This is a genomic window from Edaphobacter bradus, from assembly GCF_025685645.1.
Classification (GTDB): Bacteria; Acidobacteriota; Terriglobia; order Terriglobales; family Acidobacteriaceae; genus Edaphobacter; species Edaphobacter bradus.
This window is the reverse complement of the sequence record NZ_JAGSYF010000004.1, coordinates 458,928-484,796: the sequence shown is the minus strand read 5'-3', so window position 1 is coordinate 484,796 and position 25,869 is coordinate 458,928. Positions and strand designations below refer to the sequence as shown.

The 25,869-nt window shown below is 60.2% G+C and carries 20 protein-coding genes and 1 other RNA gene; 5 read left to right on the top strand and 16 right to left on the bottom strand.

Annotation, left to right across the window (positions count from 1 at the left end):
• Window positions 1-87: 87 nt before the first annotated feature.
• A complete protein-coding gene (locus tag OHL16_RS17090; protein ID WP_263368391.1) occupies window positions 88-1,659 on the top strand; it encodes a sensor histidine kinase in 1,572 nt (523 codons plus the stop codon).
• Between the two features lie 156 nt (window positions 1,660-1,815).
• Here OHL16_RS17090 and OHL16_RS17085 read toward each other — a convergent pair whose 3' ends face one another.
• Window positions 1,816-3,282, bottom strand: a complete 1,467-nt coding sequence (locus OHL16_RS17085; RefSeq protein WP_263368390.1) for a pyridoxal phosphate-dependent decarboxylase family protein — start codon at window positions 3,280-3,282, stop codon at window positions 1,816-1,818.
• A 94-nt stretch (window positions 3,283-3,376) separates the two neighbouring features.
• Between OHL16_RS17085 and OHL16_RS17080 the strand changes: the two genes are divergently transcribed.
• Entirely contained in the window at window positions 3,377-3,757 is a 381-nt protein-coding gene (locus OHL16_RS17080; RefSeq protein ID WP_263368389.1) for a cupin domain-containing protein, read from the top strand.
• Window positions 3,758-4,021: 264 nt separating this feature from the next.
• Here OHL16_RS17080 and OHL16_RS17075 read toward each other — a convergent pair whose 3' ends face one another.
• From OHL16_RS17075 to OHL16_RS17055, 5 genes are all read right to left on the bottom strand, one after another.
• Complete coding sequence (locus OHL16_RS17075) at window positions 4,022-4,306, bottom strand: DUF427 domain-containing protein (protein WP_263368388.1); 285 nt, start codon at window positions 4,304-4,306, stop codon at window positions 4,022-4,024.
• 664 nt (window positions 4,307-4,970) lie between these two features.
• Window positions 4,971-5,390, bottom strand: coding sequence for a DUF4760 domain-containing protein (locus tag OHL16_RS17070; protein ID WP_263368387.1), 420 nt, complete (start codon window positions 5,388-5,390; stop codon window positions 4,971-4,973).
• 20 nt (window positions 5,391-5,410) lie between these two features.
• Window positions 5,411-8,248 carry a type I DNA topoisomerase gene (gene topA / locus OHL16_RS17065; protein ID WP_263368386.1) on the bottom strand — a complete coding sequence of 946 codons (2,838 nt, stop codon included), beginning with the start codon at window positions 8,246-8,248 and terminating at the stop codon, window positions 5,411-5,413.
• Between the two features lie 272 nt (window positions 8,249-8,520).
• On the bottom strand, window positions 8,521-9,684 hold the full coding sequence (gene dprA / locus OHL16_RS17060) for a DNA-processing protein DprA (RefSeq protein ID WP_263368513.1): 1,164 nt from the start codon (window positions 9,682-9,684) through the stop codon (window positions 8,521-8,523).
• Window positions 9,685-9,805: 121 nt separating this feature from the next.
• Complete coding sequence (locus OHL16_RS17055; RefSeq protein ID WP_263368385.1) at window positions 9,806-10,018, bottom strand: DUF3565 domain-containing protein; 213 nt, start codon at window positions 10,016-10,018, stop codon at window positions 9,806-9,808.
• Between the two features lie 36 nt (window positions 10,019-10,054).
• Between OHL16_RS17055 and OHL16_RS17050 the strand changes: the two genes are divergently transcribed.
• Window positions 10,055-10,930 (top strand): menaquinone biosynthetic enzyme MqnA/MqnD family protein, encoded by an 876-nt coding sequence (locus OHL16_RS17050; RefSeq protein WP_263368384.1) that lies wholly within the window; start codon window positions 10,055-10,057, stop codon window positions 10,928-10,930.
• Window positions 10,931-10,990: 60 nt separating this feature from the next.
• Complete coding sequence (locus tag OHL16_RS17045; protein ID WP_263368383.1) at window positions 10,991-11,710, top strand: VTT domain-containing protein; 720 nt, start codon at window positions 10,991-10,993, stop codon at window positions 11,708-11,710.
• Between the two features lie 13 nt (window positions 11,711-11,723).
• Here the strand turns inward: OHL16_RS17045 and OHL16_RS17040 are convergent, their stop codons facing one another.
• The 5 genes from OHL16_RS17040 to pheA form a co-directional block, all read right to left on the bottom strand.
• Entirely contained in the window at window positions 11,724-12,389 is a 666-nt protein-coding gene (locus OHL16_RS17040) for a hypothetical protein (RefSeq protein WP_263368382.1), read from the bottom strand.
• 23 nt (window positions 12,390-12,412) lie between these two features.
• Window positions 12,413-12,985, bottom strand: a complete 573-nt coding sequence (locus OHL16_RS17035; protein WP_263368381.1) for a PadR family transcriptional regulator — start codon at window positions 12,983-12,985, stop codon at window positions 12,413-12,415.
• A gap of 136 nt (window positions 12,986-13,121) precedes the next feature.
• The gene (locus OHL16_RS17030) at window positions 13,122-14,138 is read right to left on the bottom strand and encodes a beta-ketoacyl-ACP synthase III (protein WP_263368380.1); all 1,017 of its coding nucleotides are present in this window, start codon (window positions 14,136-14,138) and stop codon (window positions 13,122-13,124) included.
• A 248-nt stretch (window positions 14,139-14,386) separates the two neighbouring features.
• Window positions 14,387-14,484, bottom strand: an RNA gene (gene ffs / locus OHL16_RS17025) — signal recognition particle sRNA small type.
• Between the two features lie 48 nt (window positions 14,485-14,532).
• Complete coding sequence (gene pheA, locus OHL16_RS17020; RefSeq protein ID WP_263368379.1) at window positions 14,533-15,357, bottom strand: prephenate dehydratase; 825 nt, start codon at window positions 15,355-15,357, stop codon at window positions 14,533-14,535.
• Window positions 15,358-15,448: 91 nt separating this feature from the next.
• Between pheA and OHL16_RS17015 the strand changes: the two genes are divergently transcribed.
• Window positions 15,449-15,598 (top strand): lmo0937 family membrane protein, encoded by a 150-nt coding sequence (locus OHL16_RS17015; protein WP_263368378.1) that lies wholly within the window; start codon window positions 15,449-15,451, stop codon window positions 15,596-15,598.
• A 57-nt stretch (window positions 15,599-15,655) separates the two neighbouring features.
• On the opposite strand, the gene OHL16_RS17010 is transcribed toward OHL16_RS17015, so the two are convergent.
• From OHL16_RS17010 to OHL16_RS16990, 5 genes are all read right to left on the bottom strand, one after another.
• Window positions 15,656-16,522: a UbiA-like polyprenyltransferase gene (locus OHL16_RS17010; RefSeq protein ID WP_263368377.1), complete on the bottom strand. Its 867-nt coding sequence runs from the start codon at window positions 16,520-16,522 to the stop codon at window positions 15,656-15,658.
• 66 nt (window positions 16,523-16,588) lie between these two features.
• Window positions 16,589-17,374: a BON domain-containing protein gene (locus OHL16_RS17005; protein WP_263368376.1), complete on the bottom strand. Its 786-nt coding sequence runs from the start codon at window positions 17,372-17,374 to the stop codon at window positions 16,589-16,591.
• A gap of 89 nt (window positions 17,375-17,463) precedes the next feature.
• Window positions 17,464-21,750, bottom strand: coding sequence for a translocation/assembly module TamB domain-containing protein (locus OHL16_RS17000; protein WP_263368375.1), 4,287 nt, complete (start codon window positions 21,748-21,750; stop codon window positions 17,464-17,466).
• Window positions 21,747-22,532, bottom strand: coding sequence for a peptidylprolyl isomerase (locus OHL16_RS16995; protein ID WP_263368374.1), 786 nt, complete (start codon window positions 22,530-22,532; stop codon window positions 21,747-21,749). Before OHL16_RS16995 ends, OHL16_RS17000 begins: the two co-directional genes overlap by 4 nt.
• Window positions 22,533-25,781 (bottom strand): POTRA domain-containing protein, encoded by a 3,249-nt coding sequence (locus OHL16_RS16990; RefSeq protein WP_263368373.1) that lies wholly within the window; start codon window positions 25,779-25,781, stop codon window positions 22,533-22,535.
• Between the last annotated feature and the right edge of the window lie 88 nt (window positions 25,782-25,869).

Sequence of the window (25,869 nt, the reverse complement as noted above, 5' to 3'; positions counted from 1 at the left end):
ATGGCACCCAAGACCAGACGCTTTGTCACATAATCGGAACTCTTCCTATCGGGCCCTTCGTACTCTCTGTAACAATAGGAAGGTAGCTTGGCTTGTCTTTTAGGGCCCGCACCCTTCGCCAGCACATGGAGGTGCATTATCAGCACTCTCGACAACTACATCCCCGACATCACCCTCCCGGCCGAGAGTCCGCTGGTCTTCGCCGGGCCGCCCGCGCATCCTACTCCGCTGCACGAGATCGTCGCCGCCCTTCGCACGGTTCCGCCGCTGGACGGCCTCACTGAAGAGGAGTACGCCTGGCTCGCCACCCACGGCGCCGAGCGCGTCGGCGAACCTGGCTCGATCGTCTTCCTCGAAGGAGTCCCAGCCGACCGCATGACCTTCATCCTCAGGGGGGAGATCCACGTCCGCCGTCACAACACCGGCCCCCTGACCCTCTGGATCGGCCGCGCCGGGCAGATGACCGGCAAACTGCCCTTCTCGCGCATGAAGACCTTCGGCGCCGACGGCTACTCGATCGGCAACACCTGGGCGCTCGACATCCATCAGGACCTCTTCCCCGCCATGCTCGCAGCCATTCCCTCCATGGCGCAGCGCAGCGTCTCCACCTTGCTCGACCGCGTCCGCGAGGTCACGCGCATCGAGCAACAGGCTGAAAAGCTCGCTGCCCTCGGCAAGCTCGCCGCCAACCTCGCGCACGAGCTCAACAACCCGGCCTCCGCCGCGCAGCGCTCCGCCTCCAGCCTCTTCTCCGAGCTGCGCCAGTACGGCGACCAGAAGTACCGCATGGGAAATCTCTGTCTCCCCGACTCCATCACCTCGCAGTACCGTGCATGGATCGCCAGCGCCCGTGCCAGCATGGCCGAGCGGGAGGCCCAGGCCGTCAGCTCCCCAAACCTCCTTGCCGAGAGCGACCGCGAGCTTGAGCTCCTCCGCTGGCTCGAGTCCCACAACGTCCCAAATCCCTGGGCCATCGCCCCGGCGTTGGCGGAGACCTTCCTGCCCATCTCCAAACTCGACGAGCTCGCCGGCATCATGTCCTCCGAAGCCCTCCCTGTGGCCGTCTCCACAGTCGCCAGCTCGCTCCGCGCCGAGCGCATGGCCGAGACCGTCGTCAGCTCCACCCTGCGCATCTTCGACCTCATCAGCGCCATCAAGGACTACTCCTACATGGACCAGGCGCCCGTTCAGGACGTCGATCTCGCGCAGTCGCTCGAGAACACACTCGTCATGTTCAAGTCGCGCCTGCACCACGTCACCGTCGAAACTACCTTCGACCCCGCGCTACCCTGCGTCGCCGCTTTCGGCCGCGAGCTCAACCAGGTCTGGTTCGCGCTCATCGAAAACGCCGTCGACGCCATGAGCGCCGGCAGCAAGGACGGCACAGCCCAGGGAACGCTCCGCCTCAAAACGCACCTCAGTGGCCATATGGCCTTCGTTGAGATATGGGACTCAGGCCCCGGCATCCCGCCCGAGCTGCGCGACCGCATCTTCGAGCCCTTCTTCTCTACCAAGGTCCTCGGCGACGGACTCGGACTCGGACTCGACACGGTTCAGCGCATCGTCAGCAAACACTCGGGCTACATCCATGTTGATTCCAAGCCCGGATCCACATGCTTCCAGGTCCGCATCCCCATCGACCAGGCCCTCGCCTACTAACCCACCTGGGATAGCAACAACAGTGGGTGCCCCAGAGCCTGCCCTGAGCCTGCCGAAGGGTCTCGATTCTGAGACCTGGGTTCGCAGGACGCCTCGGCTATCGATCGTGATCGGGTGCCGGGAAATCACACTGTCAAGTCAGCCAGCGTCTAAAACTCACCCAACCACCTCGCGCCCAATCCTCTCCACCGCCTCCACCAGCAGATCAAAGTCTTCCCGCCGCGACCGGTGATTCGTATTCGCCACACGAATCGCAAATCGGCCGCCCACCACTGTCCCCGAAGGCACCGCCACACCGCTCTCCTGCAGCCGCATCAATATCTCTTTGTTCTCCTGGTCACTCGCCCCGCGATACCGGAAGCACACAAGATTCAGCGGAACCTCCGCCGCCAGCTCCAGCACCGGAGAAGCCTCTACTCTCTCCGCCAGATACCGCGCCTGCTCCACGTTCTGCTCAACCAGAGCGACCAGGGCATCCACGCCATACGCCCTCAGGCTCATCCACGCCTTCAGCGCCCTGAACCCCCGCGACAGATCCACGCCGCGGTCGGCAAACCTGATCCCGCCCGCCACCGGCCCTCGCTCCATCGCCGTCAGATAGCTTGCTCCCGTGGCAAATGCCGCCTTGTGCGCCTCCGCATCCCGCACCAGAACGCACCCGATCTCATACGGCACATACCCCCACTTGTGCAGATCGAACGCCAGCGAATCCGCACGCTCCATCCCCTTCAGCGCAGGCCGCAGCCTTTCGCTCCAGTAGGCCAGCGCTCCAAACGCCCCGTCCACATGGAACCACAGCCCCTCGGCCGCACACACATCCGCGATCGCCGTCAGATCGTCCGTGGCGCCGGTATTCACCGTGCCCGTCGTCCCCACCACGCACACTGGGCGATGCCCCGCAGCCCGATCAGCCGCAATCGCCTCACGCAGCTCGGCAATCTTCATCCGGTAGCTGCCATCTACTCCGACTGAACGAAGGCTCGCCCTCCCCATCCCCATCAGCTCCATCGACTTCTTCAGCCAGCTATGCGTCTCGGTCGAGCAGTACACCCGCAGCTCCGGTCCTCCCTGCATTCCCTCCGCGCGCACATCGAACCCCGCTCGAGCATGTCGTCCAACCGCCAGCCCGACCAGATTCGCCATACTCCCGCCACTCGTCAGCAGTCCGCTCGTCCCCTCCGGCAGCCCCATCAGCTCTGCCATCCACCTGATTACCAGCTCCTCAACCACCATTGGGGCGTCGTTAAATCCACCCACGTTCGGATTCATCCCCGACGCCAGCATCTCCGCCAGCATCCCTACCGGCGTTCCACTCCCCATCACCCATCCCCAGAACCGCGGATGCGTATTCCCCACCGAAGAAGGCAGCACGTCCCTCAAGAAGCTCTCGTAGGCCGCAGCCGCACCCTGCCCCTGGCGCGGAACGCCCTCGGCAGCAAGTGTCCGCAGCGCCGCCTCGGGAGCCTGCCATACCGGCTGAGTCCTCAAACCCTGCAGGTGGTCAAAGATTCCGTCCAGCATCTTGTGCCCAAGCCCGCGCAACTCAGCCCACTCCGCCTCGCTCACCGGATCGAGAGTCTTCTCCGTCATCCCCGTGCGCAACCCCTCATCCTTGCCTTTCAACCTGCCCTCCGCAGACTTTAACCATACGCTGCTGCAATAAATCGCAGGCCAGTTCCCAAACAGGTGCTATCCTCCCGCCGAAGGAAAATCCTCTATGAAAACCTACCTGATCCGTGCCGCAATCTTCCTGGCTCTCCCGCTGGCCGTCTTCGGCGTCATGCACTCCCAGCAGGCCGCACAACAGACGCAGCGCCTCCCTCAGTTTGAGAACGAAGACGTAAAGGTGTGGAAGTCTGTCATCCTGCCCAATGCGCCGCTGACCATGCACCGCCACGATCACCCCCGCGTCATCATTGCGCTCAACGGCGGAACAATGAACATCGTTGAGCAGAATGGCCCCACCGAGCGCCACGTCTGGGAGACCGGCAAAGCCTACTGGCTCCCCGCGATGCCCCCAGGCGCTATGCATAGCGATGTCAACGCCGGTGATAAACCGATTGAAGTAATGGTCGTGGAACTCGAGAAGGAAAAATGAGCCCGCAACCGGAATCGGAGCAACTCGTTACGAGTTCCACCACTTTTTGGTTGTCATTCCGAGCTGCTGTTCGCCTGGAGAGCCACTAAAGCTCGGGTGCCCCATTCATGCCGCAGCCACATCGCGGCATGGGTAGGAAAGAACCACACCGCCAGCCACAAAACCACTCGCCTTTTTGGTTGTCATTCCGAGCGAAGCCGAGGAATCTGCTGTTCGCCTGGAGAGCCACTAAAGCTCGGGTGCCCGCTATGGCAAAGCCTGCGCTTACTTAGTCACTTCCACGCCACGCCAGAAGGCAATATGGTGCTTCACACCTCGGGCCGCAGGCTTGGGATCGGGGTAGTACCACGCCGCGTCCTGGTTCTCCTGTCCATCCACGACCACCGTGTAGTACCTCGCCTGTCCCTTCCAGGGACAGCTTGAGGTCGTCGAACTTGGCTTCAGGAACTCCCGCTTGACCGTCTCGTCGGGGAAATAAATATTGCCCTCAATCGTCTCGTACGTCTCGCTCTCGGCCAGAACCTGGCCATTCCAAACTGCCTTCGCCATCGTAGACTACCTTCTTTTCAATAACTTACGACAAGCTCAGACACCAACCTGACCCTCGCTGCCGGTCCCATACCCCCACACCTACTCTCTAGTTGTAACAGAAATGATGCAAAAACCAAAGCCCACTCCTGAGTGAAGGCTCGCTTGTTGCTCTTTCTGTTGCTCTTGCCAATTGCCGCACCTCTCTTGTTGCCATTCCGCAGCGCAGCAGCCTGCCCTTCGCGAGGTCGAATGGGGAGGAATCTGTTTCTTGCCCTTCCCCAATCGCGTAAGATCTGTCATTTCGACCGGGGCAGTGCAGTCTCATCGCACTGCGGAGCGGAGAAATCCGCTGCTCTACCCACATTCTCCTTCCCGCAACCACTGACTCGTTACCCAAGTTTTCCACAGAAATCCTGTCAAGCCCCCAAACCACTCAACTCCATAAAAACAAACCACTTCCAAGTGGCAGAGTAGTTTCCCTCAATCCGCTAAAATAGAAACAGACAAGAAACAGGAAAGCCCCGGACCCGTCCGGGGCTTTCCTGTTTATAACCCATTTGTTTTGAATATTTTGACTACTAAACCCTTTGAATAGAATATTTTGCGGAGGACAAAACGCATAAACCCTTGAAAACAGATATTTTACTCGCACAATACCCGGGGGGGGGGTAGGTGCCATCCGTCAGGACTTCGTCTGCCCAAACGCCTTCAGAAACATCTCGTGGAGCGAGTTAGCCGCCGGAAACCGCTCAATCAGCGCAGCTGTATTCCGCATGAACGGGTTCCCCGACTCCTTCTCGGTCACCGCGTGGAAGTGGTGAAACTTGGCGTACAGCAGGACGCCCTCGGCCGCCGAATCAAAGAACAGCTCCGGATCGACCGCCCCGCGCAGCACGAACGAGGCAGCCATCTCCCAGTAGGTCACCGTCTGTCGCCAGTACGCGTTCTCCTGCGTCCCGGGATTTCGTGAGACTGCCCTCAGCTCCTCCAGGTTCTTCGGGTTGAACTCGAAGACCATAAACTTCCGTGCTCGCCGCAGGGCTTCCTCCTGCCGCAGTTCGTACAAACGCAGTATCACCTCAGCATCTGCTGCCGTAGCCATTCGTTCTCCTTGATTTACTGTTATGCAACAACAACGCTTTCAACCACCGGCCGGGTCTTCTCCGGATCAGGCCGCTCAACCGTCGTCTGCGCCGGTCCTGCGACCTTCTTCTCATAGTTGCAACGCGGTGTTGTTGGAGCCTCTTCCTCAGCGCCCTTCTTCTTGCGGCGCTTCGGCAGAGCTTCATGATTGTTCGGGCAGACCCAGTACGTGCCCTTGTCGTTGACCACTTCGAGCAGATACGCGCTGTCGCACTTCGGGCACGTATGGTCGATCAGCTTCAGATTGGAGGCAAAGTCGCACTTCGGATAGTTCACGCAGCCGTAGAACACATCGCCGCGCTTCGTCTTCCGAACCGCGATGTCTCCGCCGTCCTTCGGGCACTTCACATCCAGTAGCTCCTGCTTGATGTACTTGCACTTCGGGTAGCCGCTACAGCTGATGAACTCGCCATACTGCCCATTGCGCAGCAGCAACGGCTTGCCGCACCGCGGGCAGCTCTCCTCCAGTTGCACCGGAGGCTTCTGCTGCACCTTCTGGTTCAGCTTGCGGATCGTCTTGCAAGGCGGATCCTCGTTGTAGCCCGGGCAAGCCATGAACGGCCCCCACGGTCCATTGCGCAGCACCATCGTCCGGCCGCAGTTGTCGCAGGCCTCTTCCTCCGGGTCTTCCTCCGCGCCCGGAGCGCTTAAATCCGGCTTCGCCGCGAAGTTTTCCTTGGTGAAGTCGCAGCTGAACGTCTCGGCCGTCACCTTCTTGCCCTGCGTGAAAGCCTCGTCGATCGCAGCCACGAGGGCCTTCGCGTCCGCAGCCTCTCTGGTAAACGCGATCTCATCGTCCGTCGTCGCCTTCACCGTCATCGGATAGTGCAGCGCCGAAGTAATCTTCTTCACCACTGCCTTCTGGTCCTTCTTCCACGGACCAGCCGCAACCGTCATCGGCTTCACCTTGGTGAAGTTCGAACACGAATAGAAGCTGCCGAACTTGCCCCACTTCAGAATCAGCGGAGAGCCGCACTTCTCGCAGACCTCGTGCGTTGGCTCCTCCATTCGCTTGATGTCTTCCATGTGCTTCTCGGCGACCTTGAGCTCTTTCTCAAAGTGGTCGTAGAAGCCATTCAGCAGATCGGTCCAGCGCTCCTGGCCATCCTCAACCGCATCGAGTTCGCCCTCGAGCGTCGCCGTGTACTGCGTGTCGAAGATGTACGGGAAGTTCTTCACCAGCAGCTTCGTCACGACGATGCCGATTTCAGTCGGCACAAACTTTGCGCCGATCTTCTTCACATAGTCGCGATCCTGAATCGTATTAATGATGGACGCATAAGTCGAAGGCCGCCCGATTCCGCGCTCCTCCAGCACCTTCACCAGGGAGGCTTCGTTGTAACGCGGCGGCGGCTCGGTGAACTTCTGCTCCGAATCGACGCGTACCTTCGTCAGCGCCTGGCCATCGTTCAATGCGGGCAGACGCTTGTCATCAGCATCGTCGTCCTCGTCATCCTTCTTCGCCGAGTCGACCTTCACCTGCTCATACACCTTCAGGAAGCCGTCGAACTTCAGCACTGAACCCGAGACGCGGAAGTCATACGTCTTGTCCGCGACCGCAGCAATATCCACCGTCGTCTGATCGAACACCGCCGGAACCATCTGCGACGCCACAAACCGCTGCCAGATCAGCCGGTAAAGCCGGTACTGCTCATCGCTCAGATACCTGCGAATGCTGTCGGGAGTGAACGCCACGTTCGTCGGACGAATCGCCTCGTGCGCATCCTGCGCATCCTTCTTGCTCTTGTACTCGTTCGGCTTCGCCGGCAGATACTGCGCGCCAAGCTTCTTCTCAACGTACTCCCGTACATCGACGATCGCATCGGGAGCCACGCGCGTCGAGTCGGTACGCATATACGTAATCAGACCGACTGTGCCCTCGCTGCCGAGCTCTACGCCCTCATATAGACGCTGCGCGACGCCCATCGTCCGGCGGACGTTGAAGCCCAGCCGGCCCGAGGCATCCTGTTGCAGCTTGCTCGTCGTAAACGGAGCCGTCGGGTTCCGCTTGCGCTCCTTGCGTTCAACGGAACGCACGCTCCACTTCGCTCTCTCAAGTTGCGCAACGACCTGATCAATGCGCTCCTTGTTCGGCAGCGAGCTGGCGATGAAAAGCTCCTTGCCGCTCTCATCCGTTCCGTTCGCAACACGCGCAGCAACGCCATCGATACCGACAAACCTCGCGACGAACTCCTGCCCGTCTGCACCTGGCTTCAACACCGCGTTGATCGTCCAATACTCCACCGGCTTGAACTCGTTGATCTCCTGCTCGCGCTCCACGATCAACCGCAGAGCCACAGTCTGCACGCGCCCCGCGCTCAGTCCACGGCGAACCTTGTCCCACAGCAGAGGAGAGATCTGATACCCCACAAGTCGATCCAGCACACGACGCGTCTGCTGCGCGTCCACCAGGTTCTCGTCTACATCGCGAGCATGCGAGAACGCGGCCTTCACGGCCTTTTGCGTGATCTCGTTAAACGTCACGCGCCGCACCTTGCTCTTGTCCTTCACCATCGGCAGAAGCTGCATCGAAAGATGCGCGGCAATCGCCTCCCCCTCGCGGTCAGGGTCAGGTGCGAGATACACCATCTCCGCCTTCGACGCCAGCTTCTTCAGATGAGCTACTACCTTCTCTTTGCCCGGGGACACGATCAGAGTCGGCTCAAACGTCCGCTTCTTCAGTTCCACGCCGATATCGTTCTTCGGCAGGTCCATGATGTGCCCCAGCGAGGCCTCCACCTGGTAATCATTGCCGAGATATTTATTGATCGTCTTCGCCTTCGCCGGCGACTCTACGATCACAAGTGACTTAGCCATCTCTTCCCTTCATCCAACAGAAACGCTCCGCCGAAACAAAACGTTCCCTTCATCGCTCATTCCCTTGCGAACCTAACATGCTTTCTCAGAAACGTCATCTCAGCGCAATGCCTGAACTGACGCATTTCATCACAAAACGTCACTGTAATTCCCAATGATCCAAACGCGGGAAGCAATTTACCAACCTTCCGCCAAGTCGAATCAAGCTGCCTACTTACTAAAACATCTCTGTGACTTTTCCACCGCTCTACCGGCCGCTATTCTACTCGCCGTCAAAAAGCTCGAACATAATTCTTGCCTGGCAACTGCTTCACGCGTCCCGCGAGTTCCAGCTCGAACAGCGCGGTGAATATCTCCGCGGAACCCAACTCCGCCTCAAGACGCTCGATCAGCTCGTCAAGCTGCGTTGCTTCGTCGTGCCGCAGCCGCTCCAGAACGGCCCTTTCGTGCTCTGCCAGCGGCGAATCGCTAAATAAGGATGCAGCACCCATCGATTTCGATTCATCGCCGCCTGCAACTCCAATCTCATCTTCGAGTTGTCTCCTTATATCAGAGGAGAGCTCCTCCCACACATCTTCCCAGGTCGCCGTCAGCTTCGCTCCCTGCTTGATCAGCGTATTCGGCCCCCAGGCGTTCTTGTTTGTCACGTTCCCCGGCACCGCGTAGACATCGCGGTTCTGCTCCATCGCGCAACGCGCCGTGATCCGGGTGCCGCTGTACTCGGCCGCCTCGATGACCAGCACGCCCACACTCATCCCACTCAAAATCCGGTTGCGGATCGGAAAGTTCTGCGGCGCAGGAAACGTCCCCAGCGGATACTCGCTCACGATGGTCCCGCCGCTCGCAACAATACTCTCAGCGAGCTTCTTGTTCTCCTTCGGGTAGATGACGTCGATCCCCGTTCCCCACACCGCGACCGTCTTCCCTCTGGCCTCCAACGCTCCCTTGTGCGCCGCCGTATCCACGCCACGCGCCATGCCGCTCAGAATCGTCATTCCTCGCGCAGCCAGATCGCGTGAGAGCATCTCCGCCATTCCAGCGCCATACGGCGAAGGATGCCGTGTGCCGACAACGGCAATTCCCGGCCGCGACAACAGCTCCACGCTTCCGCGAACCCACAGCACAGCCGGCGGATCGTAGATCTCCCGCAACCTCGCCGGATATCCCTCATCCTCCGGCGTCATAATCTGGCCGCCTGCCTCGATCACCCGAGCCATCTCGTTCTCGGCAGCCTCGCGCGCCTTCCCTTCGAAGACGAACTGCGCCGACTGCGCAGGCATTCCGAACCCCTCAAGCTCAGTCAGAGAAGCGTCGAAGAGCCGCGCTGCACCTCCTAGCCGCGCCATCGCCTTCCATATCCGCTTTGCGCCCATGCCAGGCGTAAGGATCAACGCCAGCCACGCTAACCGCGCTGTCTCACGTTGGCCCACCCTCAAGCCTTCATCCTGCCCCACCGAACCCGCTGAGCCCACTTGCCTCCTTCAACCTCCAGAACGAGAACCATCGACGGCAGAGCCTAACGGCACTCCCCTCTCATGTCAAGCAACTACCATCCGGTCACTCGCCAGAGGCTTCGCTCTGCGACTCCTCATCACACCGCTTGCACTCAAGCACAGCGCCGAGCCGCGACCTTCTTCCCTCCTCCGTCGTCACCCACTCGCGCACCGTCCATGGCGGATCGTGCCTCACATGCTGCCCATGCCCGCACTCCAGCTTCGCCACCCAGTGGCCTTCCTCATCTTTGTCGAACCCGATAATCGCTCGCTTCATCTTTGTCCTTATCGCTTCATCCAATAAACTAGTTGCTTGGCCCCTAGCTCGTCACATCCCGTCCGCGTCGCCGCTATCAAGTTTCTTAATCCCGCCCCTCTCATGTGGGACTTCGAGCATCCACCGCTCGCCACTACGCTGGCCGAGCGCTTCCAGCTCCACTACACGCTTCCCTCGCGCTGCGCGGAAGAACTCCTCGCCGCCCGCGCCGATCTCGGCCTCATCCCCATCGCCTCACTCACGCCCGATCTGGCCGTCGTTCCCAACTGCACGATCGCATCTCTCGACCACGTCCGCTCCATCCAGCTCATCGTCAAAGACCACAGGGGCGCATCGCAGCCTCTCGAATCCATCCGGTCCATCGCCTCCGATACCGCCTCGCGCAGTTCGGTCGCCTATGCCGAGATCCTCTTCCGCAGGTTCCTCAACGTCCATCCTGCCTTCGTCCCGGCAACGGCCGACCCTGTCGCAATGCTCAAGCAGGCCGACGCCGCGCTCCTGATCGGAGACCCCGCTCTGCGCGCCGTCGAATCACGCGCGGAGATCGAGCAGGCCGTCGGCCACTGCCATTGGTTCGATCTCGCGCACGAGTGGCGCACGCGAACCTCGCTCCCCTGGGTCGCCGCCGTCTGGGCCGTTCGACCGGAGGCCCTCTCCATCGCTCACATCACTCCAGCGCAGCTCATCGACAACCTCACTCTCTCGCGCGATCACGGCCTCGCCCACATCGAAGACCTCGTCTCTGAGTGGACTCAACGCCTTCCACTTTCATCCGAGACTATCCGCCACTACCTGACCCGCAACATCCACTACCGCCTCGACGCCGACTGCATCCGCACGATCCAGCTTTTTCGGCAGTATGCCGCTGAAATCAACGCTCTTCCCCCGCTCCCTAACCTGCGCTTTCTCTAGACCGGTAGCTTTTCGCTTCTTTCCCCGCGACTTCCGACACGGGGTCGGCGTCATATCTATATGACGCCGACCGTAGCGACAGCCATCGTGGCCGACTCAGCAGTTGCCGCAGAGGCGTTTGCCCCGCCGGCGCGGCCTCACTCTGCGCTGCTGCACGTCCTCTTCAGCCTCGGCCTCTTCGGCCTCTTCTTTGTCGCGCTCGTCGACTCGTCTTTCGTACCGCTGCCCCTGCCGGGCATCACCGACATCATGCTCATCGTGCTCGCGGCGAGACACACCAACATCCTGCTGCTTCTGCTCGCCTCAATCTCGGGCTCGCTCGTCGGCGGATACCTCAGCTACCGCGCAGGATACGCCGGCGGTATCAGTCTCCTCGAAAGACACGTCCAGCCACGCACCTTCAACCTCGTCCGCGAATGGATGGAGCAGCATGCCATCCTCTCCATCGCGATTCCCGCACTGCTGCCACCGCCGATCCCGCTGTCGCCCTTTGTCCTCGCCGCCGGCGCGCTCAAGATGTCACGCAAGAAGTTCCTTACCACGTTTGGCATCAGCCGCAGCCTGCGCCACGCTTCGGCGATCTGGCTTGGCGTCCGCTATGGCCGCCACGTCCTGCGGCTCTGGAACCACCTCTCCACGCAGTACGCCACTCCAATTCTCATCGTCATGTGGACCGCCATTCTGGGCAGCGCGGCCTTTGCCTTCTGGAAGCTCTACAAGACCTCACGCAGCGTCGAAGCCCCACAAGGGATCGCAAGCCACACCAGAACAGTAGCGTAGCTCGGCCTCAACCTCAGGCAGCCGCTGCTCTCGTCTTCGGCGCAAACTTCCGCTTGTAATACGCCATCGTCAGCACAATCGCCGGCACACCCACCATCGTCGGCCACAGCCACACGTACCACCGGCTCCCAAGAAACCGCGACAACGTCACCACCGAGAACGCCGACCACGCCGCAATGTAGCTGCCGATCATGTTCCCCAGATGCGTATACCACCAGAACATCTTCTCCTTGGGCTTCACGATAAAGCTCTTCAACTGCCCAGACGCAAGTCCCATCCCGATAAACCCGAACACAATCGCCACAATCCCCATGTTCTGCACGATGGCAGGCTTGAACGCACCAAACCCCGCCAGACAGGCACTCGTTACAAACGTGATCGCACCCGCGGCCCAGTCAATGGGCTTTGCGCTCCCACCTTTCGGAAGGTCCTTCAGAGCCAGCACTCTCCACGCCGAAAAGCACGAGTAGAAACTGAAGACTGCCACCAGTGCCAAAAACAGCACTGGCCGATAGATCGCCATCGGCAACGCCGTCGCGGCTACAACCCCCATCGACCATAGGTAGACCTTTCCCCAGCGCCTGTGCTGCTTTCCACCCTTTGCCGTAACCAGTGCGATCGGAGCCATTAGAAACGACGATGCTCCGGCCGTGATATGCACTCCAAGAAAAATCTTCATCCACAACGGATCATGTACGTGCATCACCTGCCTCCTTTTTTCTTCCTCTCCAACTCCTCCAAACGCTTCAAGGTCTCTTTGCACCACTTCGCCTCTGCCGAACTCGTGTGACGGCCTAGGCTCAGCGTTATCAGCCAGTACGGCAGATCGGGGTCGTGGCCGTGCTCCCGCTCAAGCGCCTTGGCAACGACGCTATACCGCTTCAACAGAGCCTCGTGCTTTGCCAGGTGCGCTGCAACATGCTCCCGGCACACACTCGCAGGAACCTGCGCGCCAAAGAAGAGCTTCAACAGAAGCTCATTCCGTGGCACCTCGTCCACCGGAGGCAGTCGCAGCCATCGCCACAGCTCCTCACGCCCCTCATCGGTCAGCGAGTACAGATGACGGTCTGGCCTTCCCTTCTGACGTTCCGTCTTCTTCTCCACCAGCCCAGCCGTCGCAAGCCGCTTCAGCCCGGGATAGATCTGCCCATAGCTTTCACTCCAGAAGTGCCCGATCGACTCCTGGATCAGCGCGCGGATGTCATAGCCCGACATCGGCCCCAGGCTCAGCAGCCCCAACAGCGCCTTCAACGTCGCCCCACGTTCGGCCTTCATATCTGCAAGATATATATCTCACAGATACAATTTAGGCAAGTTGACTAGCTCCAGTCCTGCCGGCAACAAAACATCAGGGCAGGCCATAAGCCCGCCCCGATTCAGAACACCTTCTAAACCTCCGGCCGTAACCCCTTCAGAACTCCCACCTTAGCAGCGTCGCGCCGATCGTAAACCCGGCCCCCACGCTCGCCAGCAGCACCAGATCGCCCTTCTTCAGGCGGCCATCGTCGAGCGCGGTCTGCATTGCCAGCGGAATCGTTCCCGCCGTCGTATTTCCGTAGCGGTCGATGTTGATGATCACTCGGTCCTCAGGCATCCCCAGCCGGTGCGCCGTCGACTCGATGATCCGCTTGTTGGCCTGATGCGGAATAAAGCACCCCAGGTCCTTGCCCTCGACACCATTGCGGTGCAGCACCATCTCCGTCGCCTCTGCCATCTTCCGCACCGCGAACTTGTACACCGCCTGCCCGTCCTGGTGGACGTAGTGCATCTTCTTCGCCACCGTTTCGGCGGTCGCAGGGTTCAGGCTTCCGCCTCCCGGCATGTTGAGCGCAACCGCGCCCGAACCATCAACCTCATGCCAGTAGTCAACCAGCCCCACCTCGCCCTCGGCGCAAGGCTCGAGCAGCACAGCACCCGCGCCATCGCCGAAGATCACGCACGTCGCGCGGTCCGTGTAGTCGATGATCGAGCTCATCACATCGGCCCCAATTACCAGAACCTTCTTATGCATCCCGCTCTCGACCAGCTTCGCTCCCACCTGCAGCGCATACGGAAACCCCGAGCAGGCCGCCGACAGATCAAACCCCCACGCGCCCTTGGCTCCCAGCTTGTCCTGCACCAGGCACGCCGTCGCCGGGAACATCATGTCCGGCGTCACTGTCGCGACGATGATCACCTCAACCTCACTCACATCCACGCCGCGCTTTGCCAGGCAGCACTTGGCCGCCTCCACCGCCAGATCGCTCGTCGCCACACCTTGATCCACAAGATGACGTTCGCGGATCCCCGTCCGTTCCACGATCCACTTGTCGTTGGTCTCGACCATCTTTTCGAGATCAGCATTGGTCAACAGCCGCGGCGGAACATACACCCCAACGGAACTGATCTTCGCTCGCACCCGTGCCTGCGGCTTCAACGTCAAACTCAACCCTTCACCTCGTAGTGCCGGCGGTCCAAATTGCCGCGCTGAATTGTCATTCATCCAACGCCAACCATTCTCTCTGAGAAAGGTCGGCCTGTCACTCAATTACCATGGCACTCGTGTGGCGCACGCAACTCTCTCCTCCACACCGGCCGTGTATTTGCCTCTGTTGTGGGTGAAAAAGAGGGGGGAGAAGAGACCGTAAGCCACCTCGACGGCTTTGGAAAAGCACGCCAGATATGCCACAAAATAAAATGTACCGGGCGACCCACTGCGCCCGTAGTTGCCCGTTACCGCTGCTTCCTTCCGGACCTGGCGGGGTTGGCGGGATTACGTCGCGTAGGACCCGGCACACGTCTCATTCTAACATCTCCGGGCGGTCTCAAGATGCACAGAGTCATCACGCCGCACGATATCGTCCCAGCAGCTTCACCATCCGGCAATGCCGCCGCAATGCTTCGACCGCCTCGTCCGCTTTCGCGGCGGAATCGAATCGCACATCGACGTAAAAAACATACTCCCACGGGCTGCCTGGCACCGGTCTCGACTCAATCTTCGTCAGGTTCACCCCAGCCGCAGCCAACCGTTCCAGCGCCGCAACCAGTGTGCCCGGCCGGTGTTCGACGGCAAACGCCAGGCTCATCTTGTCCGCACCCGCTCCGTCGTATCCCGGCGCTCCTTCACGCACTACCAGGTGAAAGCGCGTGAAGTTCTGGGCATGGTCCTCGATCCCTGCCACCAGCACCTCACCGCCATACTGTGTCGCCGCAAGCTCCGGAGCGATCCCGGCCACGTCGCGCAGACCTTCGGCCATCAAGTGCTTCACGCTTCCGGCGGTGTCATAAAAAGGGACGACCTCAAGCTCCGGGTGCTCCGCCAGAAATCTCCGGCACTGCGAGAGCGCCACCGGATGGCTCATCACTCGCTTCACCTCGGCCGGCTTCACCCCGGGCATGGCGATCAGGTTGTGCCGAATCCGCAGCAGGCTCTCGCGCACAATGCCAACGGGCCTCTCGAGCAGCAGATCGTAGTGCTCCGAAACCGAACCATGCAGGCTGTTTTCAATCGGGAGTACCGCGCCGTCCACGCTCCCATCCACGACCTTGGCGAAGACCTCCGCCGAGGCGCTGCACGCAACGATATCCAGCCCATTTGCGCTCCCCAACATCGCCACCGCTGCCATATGGCTGTTAGAGCCCAACTCTCCCTGAATCGCGATCTTCAAGATGTACCCCGAATGCTCCTATTTTATTCACTCTTGCAACCCGCCCACCTTCAGGCGCAATATGTTTGACACCCTATCAGGAGCCGGGACAATGCTTAGGGCAATCATCATCGGTCTCTTCATCCTCTGGGTACTGGGGATGGCCAATAGTTATGTGCTTGGCGGCTGGGTCCACATCTTTCTCGCACTCGCCATCATCGTTCTCCTCTTTAGCCACTATTCTCACCGGCGAGCACACTAATATCTACGGTAAAACAAGAAGGCCCGCCGTAAGACGGGCCTCTTTGCTCTTCAATACCTATCTGTGTAAAAAGACGTCCGCCGCAACAAAAGCGAAGAACACGACAGAGATCACACCGTTCATCGTAAAGAACGCTGCGTTCATTCGCCGCAGGTCGGTCGGCGAGATGATCAGGTGCTCATACAGCAATAGCAGCGCAACCAATACCACCCCCAGCGCCGCAATCTCTCCCAGTCCGAACAGCGCAATCAACCAGCACAGCAGAACCAGCATCCCCAAGTGCATTCCGCGCGCAATCCAGAAGGCCCCGCGAACTCCAAATGCCTGGGGAACGCTGTTCAGTCCAACCCGGCGATCGTGCTCATAGTCCTGGCACGCGTACAGAACATCAAAGCCCCCGACCCACAGCAGCACCGCCACAGTCAGCACGACAATGCGCGCGTCCAGCGTTCCCCGCACTGCAATCCAGGCCGCCGATGGAGCAATTCCCAGCGCGAGCCCCAGCACCAGATGCGACCACCTCGTCACCCGCTTCATATAGCTATAAGCAAGCACCACCGCAAGCGCCACAGGAGCCAGAGCAAATGCGAGCCGATTGAGCATCGCCGCTCCCAGCGTAAAGATCATTGCCGAGACCAGAACGAAGCCCCCGACAAACCGGCCGCTCAGCGCTCCGGCAGGAATTGCGCGCATCGCCGTCCTCGGATTCGCTGCATCGATTCGCGCGTCCACCAGCCGATTGAAGGCCATGGCCGCCGATCGCGCGGCCACCATGCACACGATGATCCAGCCCAGCACTCGCAACTGCGGCCATCCTCCCGCCGCCAGCACCGCTGCGGTAAGCGCAAACGGCAAGGCAAAGATGGAGTGTTCCCACTTGATCATCTCAAGCGTAACTGCCGTGCTTTTCCATAATGAAGACATATCTCTATCGTAAAAGACAAAGGGCCGCACCGGCTGACCGGGATGGCCCTTCCGCGAAAACTGCGGCTACTTCTCCTGCGAGGCGCCCGCAACCTCCAGATTGTTGACGACCTTGAAGACCCCCGGCACACCGTTGGCGCGAATGTTGGCCACGTCCTTGTCGCCCTTGTTGTCCACCACGCCCGACAGTGTCACATTGCCGTTGACCACCGTAATACGGATCGGCTTTGCCGGATCGATCGCATACTTGTTCAACTGCGGAGCGCCATAGATCGCCCGCGCCTCCGCCAGCCGAATGCGGTCATCCATCGGCGAAACCGGTGCTACCTCGATGTTGTCGATCACGTCCTTTACGCCCGGATAGTTCGACACCAGGCTGATCGCCGAATCCTTATCGACCGGCCCATAGGCAACTCCGCCTAGCGTCACTGCGCCATTCTGCACGCCGATGGTGAAGGCATTGAACGCCGTCGTCCCATAACCCACGCGGTCGTATGCCAGCTTCTCGGCCAGCTTGTCGCGAAGCGTAACGTCCTCGACCGTTGGTCCGCCAACCTCGATGAGATTCTGCACACCTCTTACGTCTTTCCTGTGGTGCGTCTTGTGATCGGCGTCCACCTTGTCGGCGTACAGGTTCACGGTCCCGCTCAACGTAACGACACCGCCCTGAACCGAGACCTTCACATTCGAAAATCTCTTGTTGTCCAGCGCCTTCATCACGTCGGCCTGGATCTCGGCATCCTTCCCGCTCACAGCTGCTCCAGCCTGCGCCAGCGCTGCCTTGTCAGGCACGCCTGTCAGCATGAACCCGCACGCAACGCACAACAAGACAGCAGCTCCGAATCGCTTCATGGTTCCTCCTCAGTGTGGCCGTGCCCATGCCGTCGCAGCGGCAGCCGTACGGCCTAAACCTCTACGATGCAGATTTCACACTTCGGGAGCTAACGATACCGCCGGCGAACCTTATACACAATGCTGAAGACGCCCGATTCATCGCGCGTCACCACAATCGAGTTATCGTGGCTCAGGTCATATTGCACCTGAATCAGCTGCTGTGCCGACGTATTCACGTTCGTCGCAAAGGTCGCAGTGATCTGCTTGGAGAGCTGCTCCTGCACAGTGATACGCGCCGAGGAGTTGCCCAGCGTGCCCACGAACGCCGGGTCGATCTTCACGCTTCCCACGCCGAACAGCTTCTCGACGCGCGTGCTCACCGTAGCGTTCAGCGCACCTCCCAGCAAGGCGCTGGTTGTCGGGTCGGTTCCCGTCTGCAGCTGCCTTTCCTGGTAGAGCTGTGCCTCTTCCTGCGTCCTGCCGAGCGCCAGCAGGGCGAAGACGTCGGCCTCGCTCAACGGCGGCTCCGAACGGTACGTCGGCTTCAGGCTTCTCGAGGTTCCATGCAACCCCACCGTGACCTGATAGTTCTCCACCTGAGCGGTCGCATCCAGGTCGATCGTAGGGTCGATCAGCACAGGATTGGTGAAATAAATATCCCCGCGCTGCAACTGATATTTGACTCCAGAAAACGTCGCACTGCCCTCGGTGATCTGGATCCGGCCCAGAACCGAGGGGACCGCAACCGTGCCGCGAAGCGTCAGATCGACCGTTCCCGCCAGCTTCGCATACGTGTTCTGAAAGTCCAGCTGCGGCGAACTCTTCACGCGAACATCCAGCCGCACCCTGTTCAAAGGAGCATTCGGATCAGGCGGAGTGCTGACGCTTCCAGCGCTGCCAAATGCCGCAATGTCGACATCCTGCCCCATACCAAAACGAGTCAGCAGAATATTGCCACTTAACAGAGAGCTCTGCGGCGTTCCCTGCAGCCTCAGGTTCGCATTCGCAGTCGCGCTGAAGCCATATAACCTCACCCGAACCGCGCTTCCCGTCGCTGTGAGGTCGGCGAAGATGCCGTTGCGGTAACGAATCGAGCCGCCCAGCTTCAGATCGCCTCCGCCTGTCCTTGCCGTCAGCGTCTGCACCTCCAGCCGCTCTTCATTCAAGACCAGCGTGCCGTTCATATTGCTCAATCCGTTTGGAACTCCATCGAACGCAACATTTACATTGTCGAACTGCACTTTGCCGCTAAGCGTGGGATTCTTCACCTGCCCGCCTGCAGCCACCGAGAACTCCACCTTGCCGCTCGAGGTAAAGTCGGCATCGAAGGTATGAAGCAGCGACATGCTCACGCTTCCGCTCGACTTGATGTTCAACTTGCCGCCGCGCGGATCGGTGGCTCCAATCAACTGAGCCGTCCCGTTCATCCGCATATCCGTATCCTGACCGGTAATGTGCACCTGCTCGAGTGTCGCAATTCCGTCTCGCAGGCTCACGCGCAGCGGCTCAGCCGCCTTCAGCTCGATTCCCTCCAGCTTCACGTCGGCCACGTTGAACTCCGCAGCCCCGCTCAGCGCCTTCGGAGTCTTCAACGGCCCGCTCAGCGTTGCCGTTCCGTTTATGGTGGACTGCGCAGACATCTGTCCCGGCGCAAATATCGCGAGCGGCTTGTTGATGTCGAGATTGGCTACCGTCAGCTTCGCCTGCGTCTCATAATTCCCCGTCAGTTGCGTCTGCCCGGCCAAATCCACGTTAGCGCCCACCAGCGTCGAGTTCACCGTCGCATACAGCGTCTTTCCCGTGCTGTGAAGTTCAGCCGTCGCCTCTCCGATCGGCTGGCCCTGATACGTCGCCTTGACAAGCCTCACATTTGCCTTCAGCCCCGGCTCCGTCAACGTGCCATTCGCATCGGCAACCACGCTCAGCGTCCCGTCCGCGTTTATGTTGGCCCTCTTCACCGTCTCGAACTTCGACAGCACCAGGTCATGGCCTTCGATATGGCCATGCAGCCTCTCGCTGGTCATGTCATAGCCGCCATCGCCTGCAGCCTTCATCCCATGCAGCTTCAGCAGAACGTGCCTTGCCTCGATATCCTTGCCCTGAATGCTCAGATCAGCAGCAGCCGACTCATAGGGCTCACCGTACGCGACTCCATTCACCAGCGAGATATGTCCACTGCCTGTCATCTCATTCGCCGTTCCTGTCACATGAGCATTCGCGGCAATCGTTCCCGTCACCGGAACGTTCTGTTGCTGGCCTGTAATCTTCAGCACATCTGTGACAGAACCATCGGCAAGCTGCACATTGGCATCGAAGGTGAGGTCCTCATCCCACACATAGCTGGCAACGCCGCGCCGCGAGACCACCTTTCGCGGCTTCACCGTGCCGGATGCCTTCAGCACAGCCGAGCCCCGTTTGATCGTCGAGTTCGCCACTGCGACCCCTTCGTTCGGCGCGTACTCCGCGTCGGCAACCAGCGAGTCGATCAGCGCGTCTGTCGAACCCATTGCAAACTCAATCTGGCTGCCCTCCACATGTCCCTTCACATCCAGGTCACGAATTGGTCCGCTCGCAGTCCCGTCGAAATCGAGGAGGCCATGCACCGAAACAGGAATGGCAGCCGCGCCCTTCTTCCCATTCCCCTCGAGCCCCAGCGTGGTCAGCAACTGGTCGTACTCCGAGAGATCGCGGACCGAGAGATTTACATTCAGCGCGGTCAATCGATCGCCTGTGTTCACTCCCAGAACTCCGCTCGCCACCATGTTTGATTGCGGCGTATGTGCGGTCATCCTCTGGATGCGCACCGTCTCATCCTTCCCTGTGTAGTGCGCCAGCACATCGCCCGTCACTCGAATATCCGACAGCGCGCCTTTCCTTTTCACCCCCGTCGGGGCCATCGTGAGATTGCCGTCGACCTCCACCGTATCTGCAATGTCCTTCGCCGGCCCTCCCCACTCCACCTTGACTGGCCCGCTGACCGCTGTATCGAAGCCCAGATCGCCGTAGTTCTCGGGCGCCGTAACATCCATGATCGTGCGCAACGGAACCTTTGTCAGCGTCGCAGTCAGATAGGCATGTGCGTTCTGCTGTTGTGGCGGCGCGGTTGCGCCCTCGGCCGAAGGGTTCACGATTCGCAGTTCACCCTCTGCTCTCCCGCCATCTGGCAGATCTCCAACAAGCTGCGTCAGCAGCAATTCTGAAGGGGTTATATGTACCTTCCCGCTGCCGTTCACATCGTGCAGCCGGACGAACTCATCACGGTACCCGGCGTTCCTCACCTTGGCCGAGCCTTCGATCAGATACCCTGCCTCGCACTGCGAAGCAGGCAGCGCGACCGTCGTCCCCGGCTTCGTCTTTGTCCCGGAACGCAGCGATTCCCAGAATCGCGGCCGCTTCTTCGTCTCAGCCGGAGTCACTCCGCAGTTGTGGCCAGTCACATCCACATTGACAGCCCCTGTCTTCAGCCCATCCACTCCGGTCAGCACCGCAACCTGCTTCAGATCGAGCGTGCCCTTCGCCTCAACCTTCCAGTCTGGTTTCGCGAAGTGAGTCAGTGTCCCCGTTGCGTGGATCTCAGAGTCCGTGCCGGTATGAAGATCCAGTTTCTTCAACTCCACCGCATCACGTCCGAGCTCAGCCTCCAGATGCACCTTCGACTGCGCCTCACCCTCTTTGCCCAGCTTTGTCCGCAGATCGTTCAGATCGACCGTCGCACCATAGCTGTCGCTCGCGAAGATGTAGTGGATCTCCGCATTCAGATCGCGCGCCGCCAGATCGAACGGAATCGCGTGATCGTTGAACGACACGACACCATCGGCCAACTCCACCTGCCTCGCCTTCAGGTCCAGCAGCGTGTCCGTCATCGGCGTCGAGCTTGTCCGCGGATGCTTCGGCGCGGGCTGATTCGTCTTTCCATCCTTATCGACGATCAGGTGCATCTGCGGATGTTCCACCCGCAGATAGTTCAGCGACACATGCGAAGCTAGCCCCGATCCCGTCACATGCGTGAAGAAGTTGAAGAGCTTGACCCGCAAGAGGACTCTATCGGCCGAAAAATACGGAGCCTCGCCCGGCCCCTCCAGCCCATGAATCACCAGCCCATCGGCCTCAACCGACAGCTTCCACAGATTGAAGTGAACTGCCTTCAGCTCGACGCGCCCGCCCGTCGCGTCCTCAAGCACACTCACAAGCTCCCTCGCGACTCTGCGCTCGAAATCCGATGTCGTCGAGTACCACGCAAACGTCCCAAACAGCGCCGCGATCAACAGCACCACCGCCAGGACGGTCCACATCATGCCGCGTCCGATACGCGCCATCAAGGACCGCTTCACCTCAGTGAGCTTCTCCCTGACGCGCTCAACCTCCTTCAGCGGCCCTTGCACTCTCTCGCTCACCGGGCCACCCCCTCGGGACTAATGATTCGCACGCTCCCCTGCGCCCGCAGCGATGCCAGCCAGTCGCGCAGCAGATTGCCAACCCGCTGCTGCAGCAAGACCTCTTCGATTCTCTTCGAGATGGTGTCCAGCTGTGGCGGAGTCGCCTTCTGCCGCGCGTACTCCGGCAGCATCGTCTTCTCGTAGTACTCCTTGATTTCCTCCTCTGAGATGTGAATCCCGTAACGGAACCTCACCTCGATAAAGCGCAGCAGCTGCATCCGCGTCCGCCACCGGTCACGAAACTCTTCCAGGGTGAATCCCTTGGCCGTTAGGTACCTTTCCCAGCCGGCATCCGTCTCGCAGTGATACTGCTTGCATTCCGGAATATCCCTGCGCAGCGTCTGCAGTTGAGCGTCGAGTTCCTGGTCCGTAACCGCCGCCTCCGGCTGCAGCTCCGCCTGTTGCGCAATCAGCGCGCGATCGATCAGCCGCTGCACCGCCCGCTCACGCGAGAACTCCCCTGCGCCGCGGTATGGCTGAATCATCTCAAACCGCCGCTCTTCATCCACATCGCTATCAAGGATCACGTCGTCGTTCACCACGGCAACCACTCGGTCCAGTACGACTCCCTGCCCTGCCGCATCGGCGGCCGCTGCACTCCCTGCCGCAGCCGCCGGGCCGGGAGTCTGCGGCGAGGGCTGCTGCGCCCACACCGGCAAACCGAGCAACGCAACCGCCAGGACAAGTGCGGCCGCGTTCTCGCTCCATCGCATCGCCGGGTTGTAAGCCATCACGCGCATCTAGAAGGTCTGCCCAATGCTGAAGAAGAAGTTGAAGTGATTTGCCTGTCCGACATGCGGAACGCTGTTGTTCGTGTAGTCGTTGATCACCGGATAGATCGGTGGATTCAGGTTATAGCTGAAGTCGAACCGGATCGGCCCGACTGGCGTCCGGTAACGCGCGCCAAGCCCCACGGCATGCGTGAAGTAGTTGAAGTTGCACGTGCCGATTGTCCCCGAGACATCTTTGCACGTGCCTCTGTTCGGTTGATTGAAGCGCAGAAAACTCGGGAACAGATCCTTCGGGTTCTGGAAGACGTTCCCCATGTCGTGGAACAGAACGAAGCTGACGCTATCTCCCACATACGGTAGCGTCGGCGGAGGCATCCTGAACTCAATCGAATTCACAAACACCGCCGAGCCACCCACCGGATATCCCGTCTGCAGGTCGCGTGGCCCTGCTCCATTGATCGGAAATCCGCGCAGCGACGAAGCGCCGCCTGCATACAACCTCTCCGGCAGGGGCACTGCGTTACAAGTTGGATTCGTGTTCAATAGCACGCCCTCGCACACGGGGTTCCCCGCATTCGGGTTCGGTCCCGAGGTTCCTTGATAGCCGATGCGCGTGCTTCTCGCGAGCACATATCGATCCTTGTTGAACCGGTAGTACGTCGAGTTCGTCCCATCCAGCTTGAAGAAGTCCGTCTCCGACCCCACCTTCGACGACGAATCGAAGAACTGGACCGTCGTATACGATCCCTTCACCGCGTTCAATGGACTCGGTGACCGCGTGTCATGGAACCACGTAATCCCCGGCCCGCCCACACGCACCGGTTGCGACAGCAGCGGAATCAGATCGACCGAAACCTGCAGGCTCTTCGGGTCAACCTTCACTCTGCGGTACAGGAACTGGTAGATGAAGGTATCTTTGCGTCCCCACTTCTGCGTGACGCGAAAGTCACCCTGCAGCGTCGAAGAGGCGAACGTCGTAATGTCGCGAATATTCGTATAGCCGCCCGAAACCGACGCTGAGACAGTCTGGCTCCCACGCAGGTGCGGGTTCTGAAAAGTCAACACTGCCACCTGCTCCAACATGCCGTACGCAGAGTGCAGCGTCAGCGAATCCTCCGTCCCGCGAAAGTTGATCCGCGACACGTCTAACGAAATGCGCGGGCTGACCCCGGCCTTCCCTTCCTGCGAGTACCCTGCATTGGTCTGGTTGATCGTCCCCGGATATCCTGTCTCCGCCTCGAAGCCAAAGCCATAGGTGACGTTCCAGCGTTTCGCCTCCGTAATCTGCACCAGTGCGTTCTTCTGCGGAGCGTTGCCATCAGGATTCTGCACCGCCGTCACGACTTCGTTGAATAGCGCAAGGCCGTAGAGTCCTCGCTGCGTCTCCAGCAGCGCGTTCTGGTCCAGAGGATCACCCGGATGTACAAGAATCTTGTTCGCCACTACCTTGGGCTTTGTATGCACGAGCCCTGAGACCAGAACGCGGTTGATGAAGACCTGCTGCCCCTCGACCACGTTCAGCGAGACGTTCGTGACATTCGCGTCGTCGTCTTCCTTCTGCTGTCTGATTTCCACCTTCGCCTGATCGAAGCCATGGCTCAGGTAGTAGCCGACAACGGCCTCCCGGTCGCCCGAGAGCGTTATCAGCGAAAACGGCTGCCCCGTTTGCGCGTTGATCAGTGCACGGATGTCCTTCTCGCGGCTCGGATCCACCCCCACCAGATCCACCGAGCCAAACTTCTGCTGCGGCCCTTCGACAACCGTGTACATTACCCGAATCTCACCGATCTCCTTTCCGCTAACCTGATCGATGTCCTTTACGTCCGTCGTCACCTGCGCCTGATCAAATCCATTGGCTCGATAGAGCGCCTTGATCGAGCTCACATCGCCTTCCACCATGCTCGGACTATACCGGCCGCTGCGCTGGTATGCGTCAGCCTTCTTCACCTGCATGCGCTCGCGCAGAATATCGGTCCCAAAGTAATGGTTGCCCTTGATGTCCACAGCAACCACCTTGTGCTTGATACCGCGATCGACTGTGAAGACCACGCTCTCCGACCCCGACTCCTGCCCGATTACTCTGACACCCACCTTTGCGTCGAAGTACCCCTGCTGCTGCACATAGTTGTGAATGTTGTACACGCTCTCGTTCAGCAGGTCGTTGTCGATCGTCCCCTCTTCGAAGATCGGCACCAGCAGATGCAGCCTTCTCGTGGAGACCTTGATGCCCTCCACGGCAACCTTCACCTCCGGCCCTTCGTGTGCCACAAACTCGTAGTCCACCTGTTTCCGCGCCGGAATATACGTCTGCTTCTGCAGCGTCACCGTCGCTTCCAGCCGGTTTCGCTTCTGGTACAGCTTATGAAGTCTGGCCATAGCGTTGCTCGCCGTCTCACGGCTCACCTTGTTTCCCTGCTTCAGCTTCCCCTTCTTGCGAAACTCCTCAGGCGTCATTCCGACGGTGCCCTCCACGGCGACCTGCCCCACGCGCGCCTGCGGCCCCAGCATCACCGTGTACACAAGATTCACCTGGCTGTTCGGCACATCCACCGTTCTCGTGACAGACACCCTCGACTCGTAGTACCCCTGCTGCTCGAGAGTCTGCTTGATACCCTCCGACCCCGCCGCCACAGCGCCCTGCGTCACTGCGGCTCCTGGACTCATCTTTGTCGCATACTGAAGCAGCGTCGTCAGCTGGTCGCTCTTCACCCCTTCCACCGTTACCCGCCCTACGTAGAGTCGCGCCCGCCCGGCAAAGATCAGCGTCACGCGGTTGCCTTGGCGAATCCCCCGCACCTCAATATCGCGATACCTCCCGCTGTCGAAGAGCCGACGCAGGCTCTGCCGCATCTTCTCCGGGTCCAGCGGCTGCCCCGCCTTCTGCTCCATCTCCTCCGGCAGCTTGTCTCCCTTCTCAAAGACCACTCCTGCAAACTCGATCTTCTCGACGATCAGCCCCTTCCACTGCCACACCGACGTCCCGAGCGCAGGCCCGATCGGTTCAAGCTCCGGCGCCTGTTGCGCGTTCGCAGGCTGCTGCGCCTGCGGTGCAGGACTCCGCCGGCCGGCAGAATATGAAGAGGTCCTTGCAGCAGCCGAACGAGTCACAGAGGGAGTCGAGGACGGCGTCTGGGCCACCCCCATCACAGCGCACATCAGCAGAACTCCGGCCCAGCCCACGCGTCCGGCACGCCCATGCCCTTTTTTCTTACGCGCCTCCAGCACCCGACCTCGCTGCACCTGGACCAAAAAATCCACCCATCCCCTTCCGTTTTTCCTGCACCACAGGCGCCTCTCGCTGCCCTGCGAGCCGCGCCTGCGCCCCTCTCTGCTTCCATTGAGGTTC

Coding starts and splice junctions, on each gene's coding strand:
- OHL16_RS16995 (WP_263368374.1), bottom strand. CDS start 22,532: ATGCGCGTGATGGCTTACAACCCGGCGATGCGATGGAGCGAGAACGCG.
- OHL16_RS17005 (WP_263368376.1), bottom strand. CDS start 17,374: ATGAAGCGATTCGGAGCTGCTGTCTTGTTGTGCGTTGCGTGCGGGTTC.
- OHL16_RS17055 (WP_263368385.1), bottom strand. CDS start 10,018: ATGAAGCGAGCGATTATCGGGTTCGACAAAGATGAGGAAGGCCACTGG.
- OHL16_RS17040 (WP_263368382.1), bottom strand. CDS start 12,389: ATGAAGATTTTTCTTGGAGTGCATATCACGGCCGGAGCATCGTCGTTT.
- topA (WP_263368386.1), bottom strand. CDS start 8,248: ATGGCTAAGTCACTTGTGATCGTAGAGTCGCCGGCGAAGGCGAAGACG.
- OHL16_RS17035 (WP_263368381.1), bottom strand. CDS start 12,985: ATGAAGGCCGAACGTGGGGCGACGTTGAAGGCGCTGTTGGGGCTGCTG.
- OHL16_RS17015 (WP_263368378.1), top strand. CDS start 15,449: ATGCTTAGGGCAATCATCATCGGTCTCTTCATCCTCTGGGTACTGGGG.
- OHL16_RS17045 (WP_263368383.1), top strand. CDS start 10,991: ATGACGCCGACCGTAGCGACAGCCATCGTGGCCGACTCAGCAGTTGCC.
- OHL16_RS17070 (WP_263368387.1), bottom strand. CDS start 5,390: ATGGCTACGGCAGCAGATGCTGAGGTGATACTGCGTTTGTACGAACTG.
- OHL16_RS17075 (WP_263368388.1), bottom strand. CDS start 4,306: ATGGCGAAGGCAGTTTGGAATGGCCAGGTTCTGGCCGAGAGCGAGACG.
- OHL16_RS17080 (WP_263368389.1), top strand. CDS start 3,377: ATGAAAACCTACCTGATCCGTGCCGCAATCTTCCTGGCTCTCCCGCTG.
- OHL16_RS17010 (WP_263368377.1), bottom strand. CDS start 16,522: ATGTCTTCATTATGGAAAAGCACGGCAGTTACGCTTGAGATGATCAAG.